The sequence below is a fragment of the Staphylococcus sp. AtHG25 genome (genome assembly GCF_003217445.1).
Lineage (GTDB): Bacteria > Bacillota > Bacilli > Staphylococcales > Staphylococcaceae > Staphylococcus > Staphylococcus haemolyticus.
This window is the reverse complement of record NZ_QJSN01000011.1, coordinates 1-18,375: the sequence shown is the minus strand read 5'-3', so window position 1 is coordinate 18,375 and position 18,375 is coordinate 1. Positions and strand designations below refer to the sequence as shown.

Here is an 18,375-nt window from a genome sequence, read left to right as displayed (position 1 = left end):
ATGAAACAAGGTATTAATTTAAAGCGATTGAATCAATGGATTGCCTTGCTTGTGCTAATATTTTTGATTATTATGCCGTTATTGCTTATCCTTTTTAAAGGATTTGTACCGACAGAAGAGACAAGCTTGATAGAAAATATCAAGCAACTGATTGCATCACAACATCTTAAAATATTATGGAATTCTATAATTTTAGGTGTATCTGTAGTTATATTATCAACAATTTTAGCTTTGCCACTCAGCTATATTATGACGAAAACGAAATTGTCGAAGCACCAATGGTTAGATATCGTGATTATGATTCCTTTCATGACACCACCTTATATTGGAGCGATGGGATGGATGCTTACGATGCAAAGAAATGGGCTTTTAGAACAAATTAGCCCTTTATTTGCACAAGTGACGCAATATTTCTTTTCATTTTTCGGAATGGTATTAATTATGAGTTGTCATTTAGCACCATTTTTATATGTCGTTTTAAAGAACGCGCTTCTTAATGTGCATCAATCACAGGAAGAGGCAGCAGTTGTTTATGGAGGGACGTTTGGCTATAGATTTCGTAAAATTATAGCGCCATTATTTGTTTCTGGTTACAGTATGGGTGCTTTGTTAGTATTTGTTAAAACCATTGGTGAGTTTGGTACACCAATAACTATGGGTAATAAAATTGGATTTTATGTGTTGACGTCAGAAATACATCATAGTGCCTCAATATGGCCAATTGATTTTCAACGCGCTGCAATGCTTTCGACATTACTATTAGCCGTCAGTATGAGTGTTTGGGCATTCCAACAATGGTTTCAATCTCGTACAAGCATTAATTCAAATTCAGGAAAAGGTCACAAAATAAAAGTGCATAAGCGAAGTAAATGGGACATTGTACTTTACCTATTTATTGCTTTTGAATTGTTTATAACTATAGTATTACCTTATGCAAGTATCTTTTTGAATGCATTTATGAAAAAAGTGTCACAAGGACTGAGTTTTTCAAATTTAACGCTTGAACATTTTATAAATGTGTTAACAGGTAATGGAGGTATTGCATTGATGAACAGTGTGATGCTTGCCGTATCATCTGCAACACTAGCAAGTATACTTGGTTTGTGGTTTGTCATTGTCTCAGAAAAACGTGGAAAACTTAGTAAGATAATTGATTTTGCAAGTCTGTTACCAAATACAGTACCAGGTATTATCGTTGTTATTGGATTGATTTTGTTTTGGAATAATAAACTTAACCCGCTACCATTTTATAACACGATAATGATTCTTGTGGTTACTTATACGGTATTATATATTCCTTATGCAGTTCAAAATATTAAAAATGTGAAGCAAAATATTAGTTCGAATTTAATAGAAGCTGCAGTGATATCTGGTAGTAAAGGTTGGAAATTATTTAGTACGATTACTTTGCCATTACTGCGACCTGGTATTGTGTCGGGGTGGATACTAATTTTTTGTATTTCAATGCGGGAGTTAGTAGGTTCATTGATGTTACGTCCGCCTAATACAGATACTTCTTCCACATTTATATATCGACAATTCGAACAAGGGAATGCATCCCAGGGAATGGCGATGGCTATATTATCTATCGGTATTACGTCCGTCATACTAATCTTAATGGAACGTTGGCAACAAAAGAAAATGAAGTATTAACTGTCAGGAGGTAGTTATTACAAATGACAAAGCGCTTACTAGTTGCTTCTGATATACATGGTCATGGAAAATTATTATTAAAACTTTTAGATAAAGCAGATTTCAATTTTAAAAAAGATCAACTTGTATTAGTAGGAGATTATGTCAATAATGGACCGGATTCAGTTGGAACTTTGAAAATAGTGAAATCCTTACATGAGCAAGGGGCCATTGTACTACTTGGGAATCATGAGATGCGATGGTTACAAGATGAAAGTCCTCGCATTGCAGTATGGAAACCTTTTTTGAGAAAGTTGCCTTTTATAAAAGTAATTGATGATTATATTTTTGTGCATGTAGGTATTGAAAGTAGCAAAGCAATTGATTCACAAAGCAAGGAAATTGTTACAGGATATAGAAAAAGCCATTTTCCAGCCTTTCATTCTAAAAAAATGACACTGATTCATGGGCACATCCCAACCAATCATTTAGGAGAACAAAAGGGAGACATACATGTTGAAGGTAATAAAATAGCTATTGATACAGGTGCAGGACATAATGATTATTTGTCTTTGTTAGATTTAAAATATCAAAGACACTATTCCATTAATATAGCAAATCCAGAGTATGTATATGTTAAAGAAGTAAAGTTAAGAAAAGAAATTTAGAATAAGGCATAATTATAAACGATAGTTTCTGAATAAGAGACTATCGTTTTTGATATTAAAAGGTATTATGATTTTTATTATGGGTTCTGTTGCAAAGTTAAAAATCATGTAATATTTATACTAAAAAATGAAAAATAATTAATACTAACAAAACTCTTTACTGTTAAAACAATATTTGCTTTTATAGTTTTGTATAGATGTGCATATAATTTTAACTTTGCAACAGAACCAATAATTTAAACCTATATACTAAGATAAAATCGATTAATAATGAAAAAGTTTTTCAAAATGATCCTATTATTAATGAATATCAGTTGAAGTCTTTAATAGCTTTAAAATTAGGGAGAACTGATTTGAGTTATACTATTAAATCAACTGAGGAGATTAAAAAATTAAATAGATATCAGAAAAAATTAACTTATAAAATTAATAGTATGAATAAGGAATCAATTAAAAATAGTTCAAAGAATAAACAAATTGTCAGTGAGAAAAATAAAATGAGTTACAATGAGACACTTGATATATATAACTATTACATGGAAGAAGCATTAGAGTATCCGAATATCGTTGATAAAGTAGAGAGTATTTTTCAAATTCAAGAAGATAATGGTTTTATTCTATTTACTGAGCTTTGTAAATTTATCAGAAGAACATTAGATTTTAATTCGAGTCTTTCATACCAAAAAAGAGCTAATAAACAAGAAAGAGAAGCGCTTTTTATAGAATTAAAGCTTCAATTAGCAAATGTTCCTCTACCATTGGCAAGAATTCAATTAATCAGACGAGTAACTGAATATTTTGAAATCCATAACTTTAATACTTTGACTGAATTCATCAAAACTATATTACCTGAAATTAATAATATTATTTCGACTTTAATAACATTAGTTGTTGAGACACAGTCAGAATTGGATGAAATACTATGTAAATCGATGTTTATTTATTTACAGACAAAATACTTACAAATTAAGGATAATTGTAAACTAAATATACACGGGCCATTAAGATGGGAAGATAGTATTTATAATGACATGCTATCAAAATTAATTGAAATTAATTTTGAAAATATAAGATCTATAATCACACAAAAATCGTTCTTATATAATGATTTTAAATACAATGATATAAAGACTTTTAATAACATTAATAAAGAAACGATAGTCGATATAATTATGTAAAGGTACTTTAAAATCTAGTCGAAATTCGAACAGTATACTTTGGAAGTTCGGATTTTTTATATAATCTATTTTAAAAATTTTACGTTAAAGATCTAACTTATAAAATAGAATTAATTAAAATTATTGTATGATATGTGAGAAAGCACAGTAATGTGGATAAGAATGGAAGAGTGGAGAGTCGTCAATGTCTTCAACGTTCTAAAATCGCAATAAAGTAATTGTAAATAAAATTTCTAAATCTATGAATCATATTTATAATGGTGATGTTGTTATATTTCATGAAGATTCAAAGCGTGATTTAGAAAACGTGTGAGAGATAATGGAGAATATAAAGGCGATCAATTATACATTAATAGTAAAAAAGCATCTGAACCTTATTTATATTTAGATTATAATAAAAAAACATAAACAAGACCAATACTTAACAACTTCACTTAAATCGAGTTAAATCAAAGGCTCAAATGGGAAATATAAAATTCCTAAAGAGAAGTACTTTGTGTTAGGAGATAACAGACAAAATAGTATAGATAGCCAATTTGATGTGGTTGGTCTTGTTGATAAAAAATTGTAGATAAAGTAGTTTGGAGATATTGGCCATTTAACGAATGGAAACTAATTTTTAATCCAGGAACATTTGAAAAATATGTGATCACAACGAACGTATCTAATTCGTTGTGATCACTTATTTTATCGTATTGTTTATGTATATATACCATACAAATCAAAAAAGTAAGATAGAATTCATTTTGAATTTGTCGTCCCCAAAAAAGAGGACTAAAGTTGAAAAAAGCTTGCGACAAATGCATTCTCAATTTAATCATCGACTACCATCAATATATAAAACCTGAGACATTTAATAATGTCTCAGGTTTTGTCCTATTTAATTTTAGATTGTTGGTTTGTGTTATTTTTTAATATAGTTCTTTTTACATTGATGATCAGGTTGTAAGGTTAAACCTAAGAATTTTCTTTCTTGATTTGCATCTTTGAAAAATGAAATCATCATTAAAATAACAACAAAACTAAATGGTAATGCTGAAATAATAGCAGCTGATTGCAGAGCATCTAGACCTGTCGATCCACCAGATAGTAAAAGTACGTAGGCAATCGCTGATAACATGACTCCCCAAACAATCTTAACAAAACCGGATGGATTTAAACGTCCAAATGATGTTTGCATACCTAATACAAATGTAGCTGAGTCTGCGGATGTAATAAAGAACGAGCCTACTAAGATAATAGCGATAAATGACAAAATTGTACCCATAGACATTTCATTGAAAATACCAAATAATTGTGTTTCAGGTGGCATACTAAAGATGTGTTTAGATTGCTTCCCAATTTCAATACCAGTAATACCAAAGGCTGTAAACCATAGCATACTAATAATTGTAGGAACACCTAATACTGCTATAACGAATTCACGAATTGAACGACCTTTTGAAATACGTGCAATGAAAATACCTACAAATGGTGACCAACTCATCCACCAGCCCCAATAATAAATCGTCCATGACTGTAACCATTCATGTTTTTGTGAATTAAGTGGAGCAACATCAAAGCTATTAAAAATAAGTGTATTCAAATATTCACCAATTGAGGATGTAAACATATTCATAATTAAAATTGTAGGACCTACAATTAGAATAATAATAAGTAACATTGCAGCTAAAAGCATATTTAAATTACTTAAATACTGAATACCTTTGCTTAAGCCACTCCAAGCACTAATTAAGAATAAAACTGTAACAATAAGAATAATAATGCCTTGAATAAGTTTATTGTTTGGCACTCCAAATAAATAATTTAAACCACCGTTAATTTGCATGGCGCCAACACCAAGTGACACTGCCACTCCGATAATAGTAGCAAAAACAGCTAGAACATCTATAACAGTACCTAATGGACCTTCTACTTTATTTCCGAAAATAGGACGTAATGTACGAGAAATGAGTCCTAAGTCATTTTTTCTAAACTGTGTATATGCAAGGGCCAAAGCAACAATACCGTAAACTGCCCAAGGATGTAGTCCATAATGTAAGAAACTTGAACGCATAGCTTCAGCTAGAGCAGCTTCTGTTTCTTTACTCGCTGTTGGTGGAGATAGATAATGTGAAATGGGCTCAGAAGATCCATAGAATACAAGTCCAATACCCATACCTGCACTAAATAGCATTGTTAGCCATGAAATAGTATTAAATTCTGGTTTATCATCAGGTTTTCCTAATTTAAGCTTTCCAATTGGATGAAAAATAAGAGTGATACAAAATATCAGAATAATACTAATAAGTAACATATAGTACCAACCGAATGTTTCCGTAATAAAACTTCCGATTGCTCCTGAAATTGAACCAAATTGATTAGGGAAGATGGCTCCAATAATTACCAGTAACCCTACAGTAACTGAAGCAAAAATAAACACATTTGAAAACTGTTTAGATTTGTTTTCCATGTATTTAACTCCTTTCGAATTTAATAAAATAGATGTATAAAAGTTTAACATATATAGTTAAAAGAATAATGAATAAGTTTGAAATTTTACAAACATGTAATAAGTTTATACCTTTGAATTGTGTAATATGTTGCTTTGATTATAATTTCTTTCATGTTTTAAAAAATATAGGAGATTCTAATTATACTTGGATATCAAATTAATGAACTCTTGAAATTAAAAATATTTGAAGAACGAGAAGTGAAGCAGAATAACTATTTAAATTAATAAATAGTAATTGTAAGTATCTATCAGAATTTCTACCTTTTGTTGAATAAATAAAGAAGGTTAAAGATAGTAAAAATTTTATCTATTCACTATTGCAACAGTTTACACGCGAATAAGAAATGAGGAGTTGTATTTAAAAAAACGCACTGATGCGGATATGGATTGAAGTATGGTATTTAGAAACCGCACTGATGCGGAGATGGATTTCATTGCGGCATATGGTATGACAAGGAACTTGTAGGAGTCATCGGCTTGCATTATTTAGATCTTGTTAACAAACGAACGTCTATCGGTTACTATTTGGCAGAGCACTTTCAGAAAAAAGGGATTATGACAGCATGCACAAAGGCGTTGATTCGCTATGTGTACAAAGAATTTGATGTAAATCGTGTGGAAATTCAAATGTCGACGCGCAATCCGAAAAGCAGGGCCATACCTGAGCGACTTGGTTTTACGCAAGAGGGCGTGTTGAGAGATAGTGAACGTCTACGTGGAGCGTTCTCAGATAGTTATGTGTATAGTCTATTAAGAGAAGAATATGGGGATGTTAAAGAAGAGTGGTAAGTAGAAGGTTATAAAAAAACGCTTAACAGTTTGTAGTAATAAACTATGTTAAGCGTTTCATTCTTTATTGTTCTACTATTTGAATTAAATTACCGCAAGTATCGTTGAAAATGGCCATTTTAGCACTACCCATTGTAGTCGGTTCAACGGTAAAGTGAACACCTTTTTGCGTTAATGCATCATAGGTTTGTTGTACATTTTCTACGCCGAACATCGTAATAGGTATGTTGGCTTCGAATAGACGTTGTTGATAATCACTTGCAATAGGGTTGCCATTTGGTTCTAAGATCAATTGAGCACCATCTGGTTGATTCGGAGATACTAAAGTAAGCCATCTAAATCCTTCGCCTACAGGTTCATCTATTTTCTTTTCAAAACCTAAAATGTCTGTATAAAATTGTAAAGCTTCTTCTTGATTATCTACAAAGATACTATTCGCAATAATATTCATATTTATCCCCTCAAAGTATTTATTATGAGGCTTGGATTACTAGGCCTGTTTAAGCACACGAGCCATTTCTTCAATTTTGCCTGCATGTAATGGGACGTGAATGGCATTTAACGCTAATAATTCGTTAAGTGTTTTGCAGCCAGCAATCGGTTGTTCAAGTTCTTGTGATAGTTGTTCATCAGTAAGTTGACGAGCACGATCTGGAATTGTTTTTAAGTCCTCTTTAATCGATTCAATTGATGGTATGTCTTGTTCCTCCCAGTTTGCAGGACTAGAACCATAACCAAATAATTTAGTATACGTTTCAATATCAACGGCATTTTGAGCACCCATTGATAAGGCAGAATCGAAGATAGTTAAAACATGTCCAAATTGCCAATGTAAAGTATTTGGAAAAACATCATTCTCTTTATCTAATACTTTCTCAACATTCCAATTATCATAAACTGATAATAGATAATTCACACCTGTATCAATAACATCATAAACTGTTTTATCACTCATTTAATCTCCCCCACATTCTTTAAAAATTAACTACTGAATGTTTACCCGTTAAACATTCTTGTTAATCTAGTGGTAAGATAGTGTTATTAAAGAAAATGACTAAATGGCAGAGTATTTAATAGATATTTTATTAGAAAAAACATATAAACTTCATACAAGAACTTAATAGGTTAACGAATCTTAGGTATAGTTGAAAAAGGATAATTTTTTAAAATTAAAAAAGCAATTATTAAACTGAAAGTAAGAGGTGAGAAGGGCGTGTATGTCATTCAAGATATTGACCATCGTATTGAAACATGGATAGTGCATATTGCTAAAAAAGTAGATGTGATGTTACAAGATGTCGCTGTTGAAACTAAAAAGCATGACTTAGATTTAGTGACGAATATTGACAAAGAAGTTCAAGCGGATTTCACTCAACTTATTAAAGCAAATTATCCAGAACACCAGATTATGGGTGAGGAAAAAAGTAACAGTGAAGTAGATATGTATCGTGGTTATGCTTGGGCGATAGATCCTATTGATGGAACAACCAATCTTGTTAAGCAAGGTAAGGATTATTGTTTAATTGTAAGTTTATTCTACGATGGCGAGCCTTTACTAGCCTATACATATGAATTTTATCAACAGAAATTATATAAAGCTGTTCAAGGTCAAGGTGTGACGATTAATGGCGTGCCACTTCATGTAGACAAGTATCATCATCTCAACGATGCTTTGATTTCTATTGATCCGAAACGTGCGAGTTCTGAATTACTCAAAGCGTTGATTTCACATGCGCATGGTTTTCGATTTATTGGCGCTGGTGGCATTGGTGCATTGCGTACAATCACTGGTGATTTCGGTGCAAGTATTGATATGGGAGCAAACCTATGGGATATGAGTGCACAAATATTATATGCGAAAGAGTTGGGGTTAGTTGTAACAGATATTCAAGGCAACTCTATCGATTTAAATCATGTTAAAGGTGCGATTATCGCGCATCCGGATATTCACGAAGACATCATTAATATTATAAAAACGTATCAATAAAATATCCTGCCACATCCCGATACTAGAATGTAATGGGTGATGTGACAGGATTTTATATAATATTAGGAAAGGTTTGGCTTTGATCGCTCGTTATCAAGCCTTCAAGTGTCATTATTTAAGGTTTAATCGCAAATGCACGTACTGGGAACCCAGGTGCGTCTTTCGGTTTCGGACTAATGGCATAAATGACCGCACCACGCGTTGGCAATTGGTCTAAATTCGTTAACAATTCAAGCTGGAACGTATCTTGTCCAAGAATGTAACGTTCTCCAACGATGTCACCATTTTTAACGGTATCTACCGACGCATCTGTGTCGAATGTTTCGTGGCCAATTGATTTTACGCCACGTTCTTCGACTAAGAACTTCAAGGCATCTAAGCCCCAACCCGGTAAATGTTGATTACCATCAGAATCTTTATTTTCAAATTGTTCAATATCTGGCCAACGTTTCGACCAGTCAGTACGTAATGCTACAAACGTGCCTTCTTCAATACGTCCGTTTTTAGCTTCCCATTGCTCTAAATGGTCACGTGTGACGATAAAATCAGCATTTTCTGCAGCTTCTTTTGAAAAGTCTAAGACGATAAGGGGCAATACTAACTCTTTCAAGTCTAGCTCTTCTAAGTAACGTTTATTCTCTACAAAGTGAATAGGTGCATCTATGTGTGTACCATATTGAGTGACGATATTCCAACGTTGCACGTAAAAGCCGTGCTCTTTGACTGTGAAAAGAGTGGAAACTTCACCTTTTTCAAATTCACTAAATCGAGGTATTTCAGGGTCAAAGGTATGTGTTAAATCAACCCATTCAGCTTCTTTCAGTTGATTTAGTTGATTCCATAATGGATAGTTTGGCATGTTCAACACCTCCAATTGTAATTGTTATTCTATGTTGATTTTGGCAGTGGCTGACTGAACTGACTCATCGTTTTAGGAAAAGCTCGCTTCAGTTCTAGTCAGCTGTGCTGGGGCAGTACTATGAAATCACAAGTGATTTCTGTCCTGCTCCCTCCCTACGCGGGTTTATTTTGATTATTTGATTCACGTTTTTTACGAACTGTATTTACAAGTACAGTAAGAGCGTCTTTTACTTCATCTTCTTTACGTGTTTTTAAGCCGCAGTCTGGGTTAACCCAGAATAGTGAACGATCAATTTGTTGTAAAGAACGATCAATCGCTGTAGCGATTTCATCTTCTGTAGGGATACGTGGACTATGAATATCATAAACACCTAAGCCAATACCTAAATCGTAGTTAATATCTTCAAAATCTTTGATTAAATCACCATGGCTACGTGATGTTTCAATTGAGATAACATCAGCATCTAATTCATGGATAGCATGGATGATTTGACCAAATTGAGAATAACACATATGCGTATGAATTTGCGTTTCATCTTGTACTGAAGATGTTGCTAATTTGAATGAATTTACTGCATCTGCAAGATATTGTTCATGGTATTCAGAACGTAATGGTAAACCTTCACGTAAAGCTGGTTCATCTACCTGGATTACTTTTATACCCGCTTCTTCTAGCGCTAATACTTCTTCGTCAATGGCTAAAGCGATTTGGTCTTGAACGACTTTACGTGGTACATCTACGCGTTCGAATGACCAATTTAAGATAGTTACAGGGCCAGTAAGCATACCTTTCACTGGTTTGTCAGTTAAACTTTGCGCATATACAGTTTCTTTGACTGTTAGTGGTTCAGTCCATTTTACATCTCCGTAAATTACCGGTGGTTTAACTGCGCGTGAACCATATGATTGTACCCATCCAAATTTTGTTACTAAGAAACCTTGAAGTTTTTCTCCAAAGAATTCAACCATATCATTACGTTCGAATTCACCGTGCACTAATACATCTAAACCGATATCTTCTTGGATTTTAATCCAACGTGCAATTTCACTTTCTAAGAAGTTATTATAGGCTTCATCTGAGATACGTTTGTTTTTCCAATCGGCACGATATTTACGTACTTCTTGTGTTTGAGGGAATGAACCGATTGTAGTTGTTGGTAAGTCAGGTAAGTGTAAGCGTGCGTCTTGTGCTTTTTTACGCTCAGGGAAAGGTGACTTACGGCTTGTCGGTACACTATCGAAGTCGTATTCTAGATTTTTGAATGATTGACTTTGGAAACGTTCATAACGTGCTTTCAATTCGTCATATTTTGCGCTGTCATTCTGATTGAATAGTCGACGTAGCGCGTCTAATTCGTCTAACTTTTCAGTGGCGAAACTTAAACCTTCTTCGATAGATTGCTCTAAAGTTTCATCATCTAATGATACTGGAACGTGTAATAAAGATGATGAAGGTTGGATAACGATATGTTTTGCTTGTCCTTGTAACGTTTCGATTAATTTTTTCTTAGCTTCGATATCTGCAGCCCACACGTTACGGCCATCAATAATACCTGCATATAATGTTTTAGATGAATCGAAGTCACCTGATTCAATTTGTTTTAAGTTATAACCGTTGTCGTGTACAAAGTCTAATCCTAAACCACCAACTGGTAATGAACTTAAGAATTTAACATTGGCACGTTCGAAGTAAGTTTGAATGACTAATTTGTCAGCTAAACCTGCTTTATCAAAGTAGTCATAAGCTTCTCTAGTAATAGCTTCATAAGCTTCGCTTTCATCAGTAACTAATACTGGTTCATCAACTTGGATATAAGTTGCACCAGCGTCAATTAATGATTGAAGCACTTCTTTATATAAAGGTAATAGTGTTTGAACTTTCTCTTCGAAAGATTGATGTCCACCTTTAGATAATTTTACAAACGTAATAGGACCTACAATCACAGGGTGAGCGTTAACGTTAAGAGATTTCGCATAGTTAAAGCGATCTAATAAAATGTTGTGGTTCACTTTAGGTTCAACATTATCCCATTCAGGAACAATATAGTGGTAATTCGTGTTGAACCATTTAATGAGTGCACTCGCGACATGTTCTTTATTACCGCGTGCAATATCGAATAATAAATCATCGTTAACTTCGCGACCTTGGAAACGTTCAGGGATGATGTTGAATAATAATGATGTATCGAGAATATGATCATACAATGAGAAGTCACCAACAGGTACACTGTCTAAATTATAATTTTTTTGTAATAGTAAATTTTCTCTATGTAGGTCACTTAACTTTTGATCTAATTCTGCTTTATCGATTTTTTTAGCCCAATAGCTCTCGATGGCTTTTTTCCATTCTCTTTTTCTACCTAATCTTGGGAATCCTAAATTTGAAGTTGTAATTGTTGTCATGATATTGCCTCCTTGTTTTGGGTAATTGCTTTGGAATATGCTGCGAGTTCTAATGAATAATCGACACGTTGGAATGGTGTGATAATGTATAAACCATTGAAATACTCATGCACTGTATCAATCAATTCTTTAGAAAGTCTCAAACTTAATGCTTTTGTTTTTTCTTTATCATCTTTTACTGCTTTAAATTGGCTTAATACGTCTTCAGACATTTTAATACCAGGCACTTCGTTATGTAGGAAAAGTGCATTGTTATAGCTTGCGATAGGCATGATACCTATAAATAGAGGGACATTAAGGTGTTTCGTCGCCTCATATACTTCTTTAATTTTTTCTTTGCTATACACAGGTTGTGTAATGAAGTAATTCATACCGGCAGCTACTTTTTTCTCAAGGCGTTTTACTGCACCGTCAAGTTTGCGTACATTAGGGTCAAATGCACCAGCGATGTTGAAGTTTGTATGTTTCTTCAACGCATCACCATCAGTATTAATACCTTGATTGAATCTTAATGCTAATTCGGTTAATCCTTTTGAATTTACGTCGTAGACATTCGTGGCACCGGGTAGGTGGCCTACTTTTGAAGGGTCACCTGTAATCGCTAAAATTTCATTAACGCCAATAAGCGATAAGCCAAGTAAGTGTGATTGCAAGCCAATCAAATTACGATCTCGACATGTAATATGCACGAGGGGTTCAATGTTATAACGTTGGCGTATGATGCTCGCTGCAGCGATATTGCTAACACGAACAGTAGCAAGTGAATTGTCAGCGAGGGTAACAGCATCAATGTTCGCTTCGTCAAGTTTGCCAATATTCTCAAAGAAGAGATCTGTATCTAAATGTTTAGGTGTATCAAGTTCGACAATAACTGTTGGTCCGTTTTTAACTTTTGTTGTTAAATTATGTTTATACGTATGTGTGACTGCTCGATTTGTCTGACGATTAATCGGAATGACGTTTTTATTTTTAACAGGCTTTAAATCTTTTACAGATGATTTGATATACGCAATGTGTTGTGGTGTTGTGCCACAACATCCTCCAATTAATCTCACACCCTCATTAATAAGTTCTTGTGCGACATCTCCGAAATATTGTGCGTTATCGCTATACTTAAATTCGCTATTCTCAATATCCAGTAAACTTGCGTTTGGATAGCATGATAAGTAAGCCGTTTCTGGTAACTCAATATGTGAAAATGAGCGTTGCATATGGTGTGGACCGTGATGGCAATTTAATCCAACAACATTGGCGCCACAGGCAACTAGTTGCTGTAAAGCTTTATTGATTTCAGTGCCATCGACTAAGTAATTCGTATTTGAAGCGGTCAATTGCGCGATGATAGGGATATCGTACTTTCGACGTGTTGTTGTAACAATATTTGTCAGTTCTTCTAAGTCGTAGTAAGTTTCGAACAATAACCCATCAACACCTTCTTCAACGAGTGTATCGATTTGATTTTCTGCGTGATACTGAATGGTGGACAAAGGCAAATCCTCTTGCTGTAAACTTCTGAAACCACCTACTGTGCCAAGTATGAAAGTATCAGGTCGTGCGGCACGTTTTGCGATGGCTACCGCTGCCTTATGAATGTCCTTTACTTTATGTTCCAAGCCAAAGCGTCTTAGCTTTTCAAAGTTAGCACCATACGTGTTGGTCTGGATAATATCGGCACCGGCCTCTATATAAGAACGATGTATAGACTCTACTTTTTCTGGATGTGTTAAGTTATAAGCTTCTGGACATGTATCTAAACCCTCTGAATAGAGAATTGTTCCCATTGCACCGTCAGCTACTAAAACGTTGTTCTGTAATTGATTCAATAATCGACTCATTGAAAGCCTCCTTTAATGCGTAGTTGAGGTCAGCAATTAATTCTTGAGGTTGTTCTAGACCTACGCTTAATCGGAATAAGCCAAAGGTAATGCCACGTTCATTTCGAACATCTTCAGGAACAGCAGCATGTGACATTGTGGCTGGATGAGATAATATCGTTTCTACACCCCCAAGACTTACTGAAACTAGGGGTAAAGTTAAAGCATCTACAAAGTCTTGTGCTTTCGTTTCATCTTTTAATCGAAATCCAATCACGGCACCACCGCTATTTGCCTGTGATAAGTGTAATGAACTGTTTCCTGGATAATATACTTCGGCAATTTCTTCTCTTTCTTTTAAAAATGCTACAAGTTTCTCCGCATTTGATGTTGATTGTTTAAACCGCACAGGTAATGTTTTTAAGTGTTTGGCTAATGTCCAACTATCATGTGCTGACAATGCAGTGCCCGTACCATTCTGTAAAAGATATAATGCATCAGCGACGTCTTTACGATTTGTAATGGCAGCGCCTGCGATAATATCGCTGTGGCCACCTAAAAATTTAGTAGCTGAATGAACCACAATATCAGCGCCAAGTGCAAGTGGTGATTGACCCAACGGTGTCATAAATGTGTTATCTACTGCTAAAAGTAAGTGATGACGTTTAGCAATCGCTGCTACTGCACGTATATCTGTAATTTTGAAACAAGGATTGGATGGTGTTTCTACGTAGATGAGTTTGGTATTCGGCTGAATTGCACGCTCAATTTCTTCAGGTTGTGTAGCATTAACAGTCGTAAATTGAATATCAAAGCGATTTAAAATTTGTTCTGTAAGTCTGAATGTGCCACCGTATACATCATCAGGAAGAATGACGTGATCATTTGCTTTTAATGTTAGTAATACCGCTGAAATTGCTGCGATACCTGAGGCGTACGCAAATGCATATTGTCCTCCTTCAAGTTTTGCTAATTTCTCTTCAAGAAGTTGGCGGTTTGGATTGCCACTTCTGGCATAATCAAATTTTGCATTGCCACCAAGCACTTTTTGATGAAATGTTGAAGAGTCATAAAGTGGTGGGTTAGCCGAGTCGTAATCTACACCTCTGTGTTCATCAAAAATAACTTCGGTTTCTTTTGATAAGCTCATGAAATCACTCCTACTTTAGAATTCTCCAATGCTCGTAAAATATCTGACTCAATGTCGTTATAATCTTCAATACCAATGGATAAGCGTATAAGGTGTTCATCTATGCCACGTTTATCTTTTTCTTCATCCGGCATATCGACATGCGTTTGTGTGTATGGGAAAGTAATGAATGTTTCTGTTCCACCTAGACTTTCTGCAAAGATACAGATTTCTAAATTTTCCAAAAAATTAGCAACGCTAAAGTCTTTATTTAGACGTAAACTCAGCATGCCCGTTTTACCACTGTATAGCACTTCATCTATAGCATTAGAAACTTTACATCGCTCGGCTAACTTCTTAGCGTTTGCCTCTGACCGTTCAATACGTAAATGTAATGTTTTTAAGCCACGTTGTAATAAATAACTATCGATAGGAGACAATGTTGCTCCAATCATGTTATGCAATTGCCCAAGTTGCTCAGCTAATGATTCATCTTTAACAGATACAACCCCAGCCAATACATCATTGTGACCGCCAATATATTTAGTTGCTGAATGGAGTACAATGTCTGCACCGTCTTCTAAAGGCGTGGATAAATAAGGTGTTAAAAATGTGTTGTCGATAATTGTTAATAGATCATGCTGTTGACTTAAGATGTAATAAGGTTCAACGTCAATTTCGATCATTTGTGGATTCGAAATAGGTTCTATGAAAAGTGCTTTTGTATTGGTCGTAATAGCGTTAACAACTTCTTCATAATTTAGGAAATCAACATATTTAAATTTGATACCATATTGTTTTTCATAAAAGTCAAATAATCTAAATGTACCACCATATAAGTCGAAAGCGACTAATATTTCATCACCTGGTTGAAACAAGTTACATATGAGTTGTACTGCAGCCATGCCACTTGAAGTGGCAAATGAAGCAATGCCTCCTTCTAATTTCGCAAAGGATTCTTCAAATGCAGAACGTGTTGGATTCTTTGTTCTTGTATAATCATAGCCTGTTGACTGACCAAGGTGAGGATGCTGATATGCAGTAGACAAATAGATAGGATTGGCTATTGCGCCAGTAATATCTTTAGTTAATGATATTTGTGCTAATTGAGTATCTTTCATGTCAAATCCTCCATTCATTTTTTTGTCCAATAAAAAAGCTTCCGTCCTTTAAACCCGATATGCATCGGATGTAAAGGACGAAAGCCTGTTTCGCGGTACCACCTTTATTTATTACTTTATTGCTAAAGTAACCTCAAACAGTACGCCATTTTATGAATAAAAGTGTACTGAGATAGTGGACGCTAATTTAATCGTTATGTAACGCTTTAGTCGAATGAAAGGGATACATTAAAAAACTCATTTAACTTGATTATAAGTAAATGAGTATTAACGATGATTAGCGACGTCTAGAATTCCAGTACGCCATTAAACAATAAATGTTAATACTGTATCGCTATAACGGGCGAACCCGTTGACACCTCGTATTGGCATCAACACTCAAAGGCCATTTTCAAACTTTCTTTCAATGTCTCTTCTCAGCTTTGGAGACTCTCTGTATTAGCAGTGTAAGTTCTACTTTCCTTATTACAGTGTGTAATTTGTGTTTTTTTAAGTTAATTCATAGCTTACAGACCTAAATTACATTTGTCAACAACTTTTCTGAAAATTAAAATTATAAAGTTAATTCAGAAAACGCTTTAAGTATTGATAGCATAGCGATAATTGTATATAAAAAAATTTAATTTTTTCATTACATTTTTCTAATCTACTTGTTAAACCTATTCTATATTTTTTAAAATAAATAAGTACTAAAAAATGCGCGCCATTGAATTTATAGTGTAAAAGTAAGTTTGTTGTGATTGTAAAAGACTAGTTCTTAGATAATGCTTCAAATACGATATCAATAATGGCTTAGAGAGGTGAAAATAGTGAGTCATAAGCAAGATGAGCGATTGGCGATAAGTCAAAATGAACAAATTCAAAAAATTGATCTTTCTAAAATTAAAGCTAATCCATATCAACCTCGTAAAACATTTGACGATGATAGATTGAGTGATTTAGCAACGTCAATACAAACTCATGGTGTATTACAGCCCATTGTATTGCGTCAAACTGTACAGGGCTACTATATAGTAGTTGGCGAAAGACGATTTAGAGCATCTCAATTAGCAGGGTTAACCGAGATACCTGCCATTATTAAAGAATTGTCCGATTCTGACATGATGGAATTAGCAATTATCGAGAATTTACAAAGAGAAGATCTCAATGCCATTGAAGAAGCTGAAAGTTACCAGCGCCTCATGAATGATTTAGGATTAACACAACAAAAAGTAGCGGAACGACTAGGCAAATCACGACCATATATCGCAAATATGCTAAGATTGCTAAATTTACCGAAAGACATTTCAAACCAAGTCAAAGAAGGTACGTTATCTAGTGCACATGGACGCACGTTGTTAGGCATTAAAGATGTCACTATGATGAAAAAGATAAGCCAACAAGCCATACGTGAAAATTGGAGTGTTAGATATCTTGAACAGGTTGTAAATGAATTACAAGACGGTGGGCAGTCTAAAAAAAGCAAAGCAACAACGCAAATAAAACCTAAATTTATTCAAAAGCAAGAACGTCGACTGAAAGAAAAGTTTGGGTCTAAAGTAGACATTTCAACTAGCAAGAATATAGGTAAAATAACATTTGAATTCAAAACAGAAGAAGAATTTAAACGACTCATTCAAAAACTCAATGACGAAGTATAATACGTAATCAATCGTATTGATAGAGTGATATTCTATGAAAGAGCGAGTTAAGATGTGTTACATCTTAGGCTTTGCCAAGGAAATAAGTAATAAAATAAAGCTTAAGACGGATACATATTGAGCAATAAATGAGTATAATAATTTAATTATAAAAAAGTTGAATAGGGAGGTTACTATTACATGAATCAGGTCAAAAATGTATTGTCTTCATTATTTGAACCTTTAACTAAAATAGAAACATATGAAAATTTAGCTATTAAAATAGCATTAATTATCATATATATTATTGTTGCACTTATCGTCATAGCAATATTAAACAAAGGGTTCTGTTGCAAAGTAAAAAATATAGCTAACCACTAATTTATCATGTCAGTGTTCGCTTAACTTGCTAGCATGATGCTAATTTCGTGGCATGGCGAAAATCCGTAGATCTGAAGAGACCTGCGGTTCTTTTTATATAGAGCGTAAATACATTCAATACCTTTTAAAGTATTCTTTGCTGTATTGATACTTTGATACCTTATCTTTCTTACTTTAATATGACGGTGATCTTGCTCAATGAGGTTATTCAGATATTTCGATGTACAATGGCAGTCAGGTTTAAGTTTAAAAGCTTTAATTACTTTAGCCATTGCTACCTTCGTTGAAGGTGCCTGATC

13 protein-coding genes and 4 pseudogenes are annotated in these 18,375 nt (G+C 34.1%); 8 read left to right on the top strand and 9 right to left on the bottom strand.

Translation table 11 applies throughout. The features are described from left to right. The 4 genes and pseudogenes from BDW31_RS08760 to lepB all read left to right on the top strand — a co-directional run. Positions 1–1,653, top strand: coding sequence for an ABC transporter permease (locus BDW31_RS08760; RefSeq protein ID WP_110709541.1), 1,653 nt, complete (start codon positions 1–3; stop codon positions 1,651–1,653). Between the two features lie 23 nt (positions 1,654–1,676). Continuing rightward, positions 1,677–2,300 (top strand): metallophosphoesterase, encoded by a 624-nt coding sequence (locus BDW31_RS08755; RefSeq protein WP_110709539.1) that lies wholly within the window; start codon positions 1,677–1,679, stop codon positions 2,298–2,300. A 353-nt stretch (positions 2,301–2,653) separates the two neighbouring features. Beyond that, entirely contained in the window at positions 2,654–3,478 is an 825-nt protein-coding gene (locus BDW31_RS08750) for a hypothetical protein (protein WP_110709537.1), read from the top strand. Positions 3,479–3,680: 202 nt separating this feature from the next. Then, positions 3,681–4,156 (top strand): annotated as a pseudogene (lepB, locus tag BDW31_RS12880) (signal peptidase I); the annotation flags it as partial. Positions 4,157–4,382: 226 nt separating this feature from the next. Here the strand turns inward: lepB and BDW31_RS08740 are convergent. Beyond that, the gene (locus tag BDW31_RS08740; protein WP_110709535.1) at positions 4,383–5,930 is read right to left on the bottom strand and encodes a BCCT family transporter; all 1,548 of its coding nucleotides are present in this window, start codon (positions 5,928–5,930) and stop codon (positions 4,383–4,385) included. A gap of 183 nt (positions 5,931–6,113) precedes the next feature. Between BDW31_RS08740 and BDW31_RS08735 the strand changes: the two are divergent. Beyond that, a pseudogene (locus BDW31_RS08735) lies at positions 6,114–6,761 on the top strand (GNAT family N-acetyltransferase). 64 nt (positions 6,762–6,825) lie between these two features. On the opposite strand, the gene BDW31_RS08730 reads toward BDW31_RS08735, so the two are convergent. Beyond that, positions 6,826–7,212 carry a VOC family protein gene (locus BDW31_RS08730; RefSeq protein ID WP_053024813.1) on the bottom strand — a complete coding sequence of 129 codons (387 nt, stop codon included), beginning with the start codon at positions 7,210–7,212 and terminating at the stop codon, positions 6,826–6,828. A gap of 39 nt (positions 7,213–7,251) precedes the next feature. Continuing rightward, positions 7,252–7,716, bottom strand: a complete 465-nt coding sequence (locus tag BDW31_RS08725) for a bacillithiol transferase BstA (protein ID WP_053024807.1) — start codon at positions 7,714–7,716, stop codon at positions 7,252–7,254. Between the two features lie 258 nt (positions 7,717–7,974). Between BDW31_RS08725 and BDW31_RS08720 the strand changes: the two genes are divergently transcribed. Continuing rightward, entirely contained in the window at positions 7,975–8,748 is a 774-nt protein-coding gene (locus tag BDW31_RS08720; RefSeq protein ID WP_037551809.1) for an inositol monophosphatase family protein, read from the top strand. Positions 8,749–8,863: 115 nt separating this feature from the next. Here BDW31_RS08720 and BDW31_RS08715 read toward each other — a convergent pair whose 3' ends face one another. The 5 genes from BDW31_RS08715 to BDW31_RS08695 all read right to left on the bottom strand — a co-directional run bounded on the left by BDW31_RS08715 (position 8,864) and on the right by BDW31_RS08695 (position 16,076). After that, the gene (locus tag BDW31_RS08715; RefSeq protein WP_053024805.1) at positions 8,864–9,607 is read right to left on the bottom strand and encodes a cyclase family protein; all 744 of its coding nucleotides are present in this window, start codon (positions 9,605–9,607) and stop codon (positions 8,864–8,866) included. A 155-nt stretch (positions 9,608–9,762) separates the two neighbouring features. Beyond that, positions 9,763–12,012, bottom strand: a complete 2,250-nt coding sequence (gene metE, locus BDW31_RS08710) for a 5-methyltetrahydropteroyltriglutamate--homocysteine S-methyltransferase (protein ID WP_053024804.1) — start codon at positions 12,010–12,012, stop codon at positions 9,763–9,765. Next, positions 12,009–13,847 (bottom strand): bifunctional homocysteine S-methyltransferase/methylenetetrahydrofolate reductase, encoded by a 1,839-nt coding sequence (locus BDW31_RS08705; RefSeq protein WP_053024802.1) that lies wholly within the window; start codon positions 13,845–13,847, stop codon positions 12,009–12,011. The genes metE and BDW31_RS08705 overlap by 4 nt, the downstream gene beginning before the upstream one ends. After that, complete coding sequence (gene metC, locus BDW31_RS08700; RefSeq protein WP_053016882.1) at positions 13,801–14,976, bottom strand: cystathionine beta-lyase MetC; 1,176 nt, start codon at positions 14,974–14,976, stop codon at positions 13,801–13,803. Before metC ends, BDW31_RS08705 begins: the two co-directional genes overlap by 47 nt. Next, complete coding sequence (locus BDW31_RS08695) at positions 14,973–16,076, bottom strand: PLP-dependent transferase (protein ID WP_053024799.1); 1,104 nt, start codon at positions 16,074–16,076, stop codon at positions 14,973–14,975. Before BDW31_RS08695 ends, metC begins: the two co-directional genes overlap by 4 nt. 809 nt (positions 16,077–16,885) lie before the next feature. Here BDW31_RS08695 and BDW31_RS08690 point away from each other — a divergent pair. Together BDW31_RS08690 and BDW31_RS08685 are read left to right on the top strand one after the other, a co-directional pair. Continuing rightward, positions 16,886–17,716, top strand: a complete 831-nt coding sequence (locus BDW31_RS08690; protein ID WP_053024797.1) for a ParB/RepB/Spo0J family partition protein — start codon at positions 16,886–16,888, stop codon at positions 17,714–17,716. Between the two features lie 180 nt (positions 17,717–17,896). Continuing rightward, a pseudogene (locus tag BDW31_RS08685) lies at positions 17,897–18,037 on the top strand (mechanosensitive ion channel family protein); the annotation flags it as partial. Positions 18,038–18,096: 59 nt separating this feature from the next. Here the strand turns inward: BDW31_RS08685 and BDW31_RS08680 are convergent. Then, positions 18,097–18,375: pseudogene (locus BDW31_RS08680) on the bottom strand (IS6-like element IS257 family transposase); the annotation flags it as partial.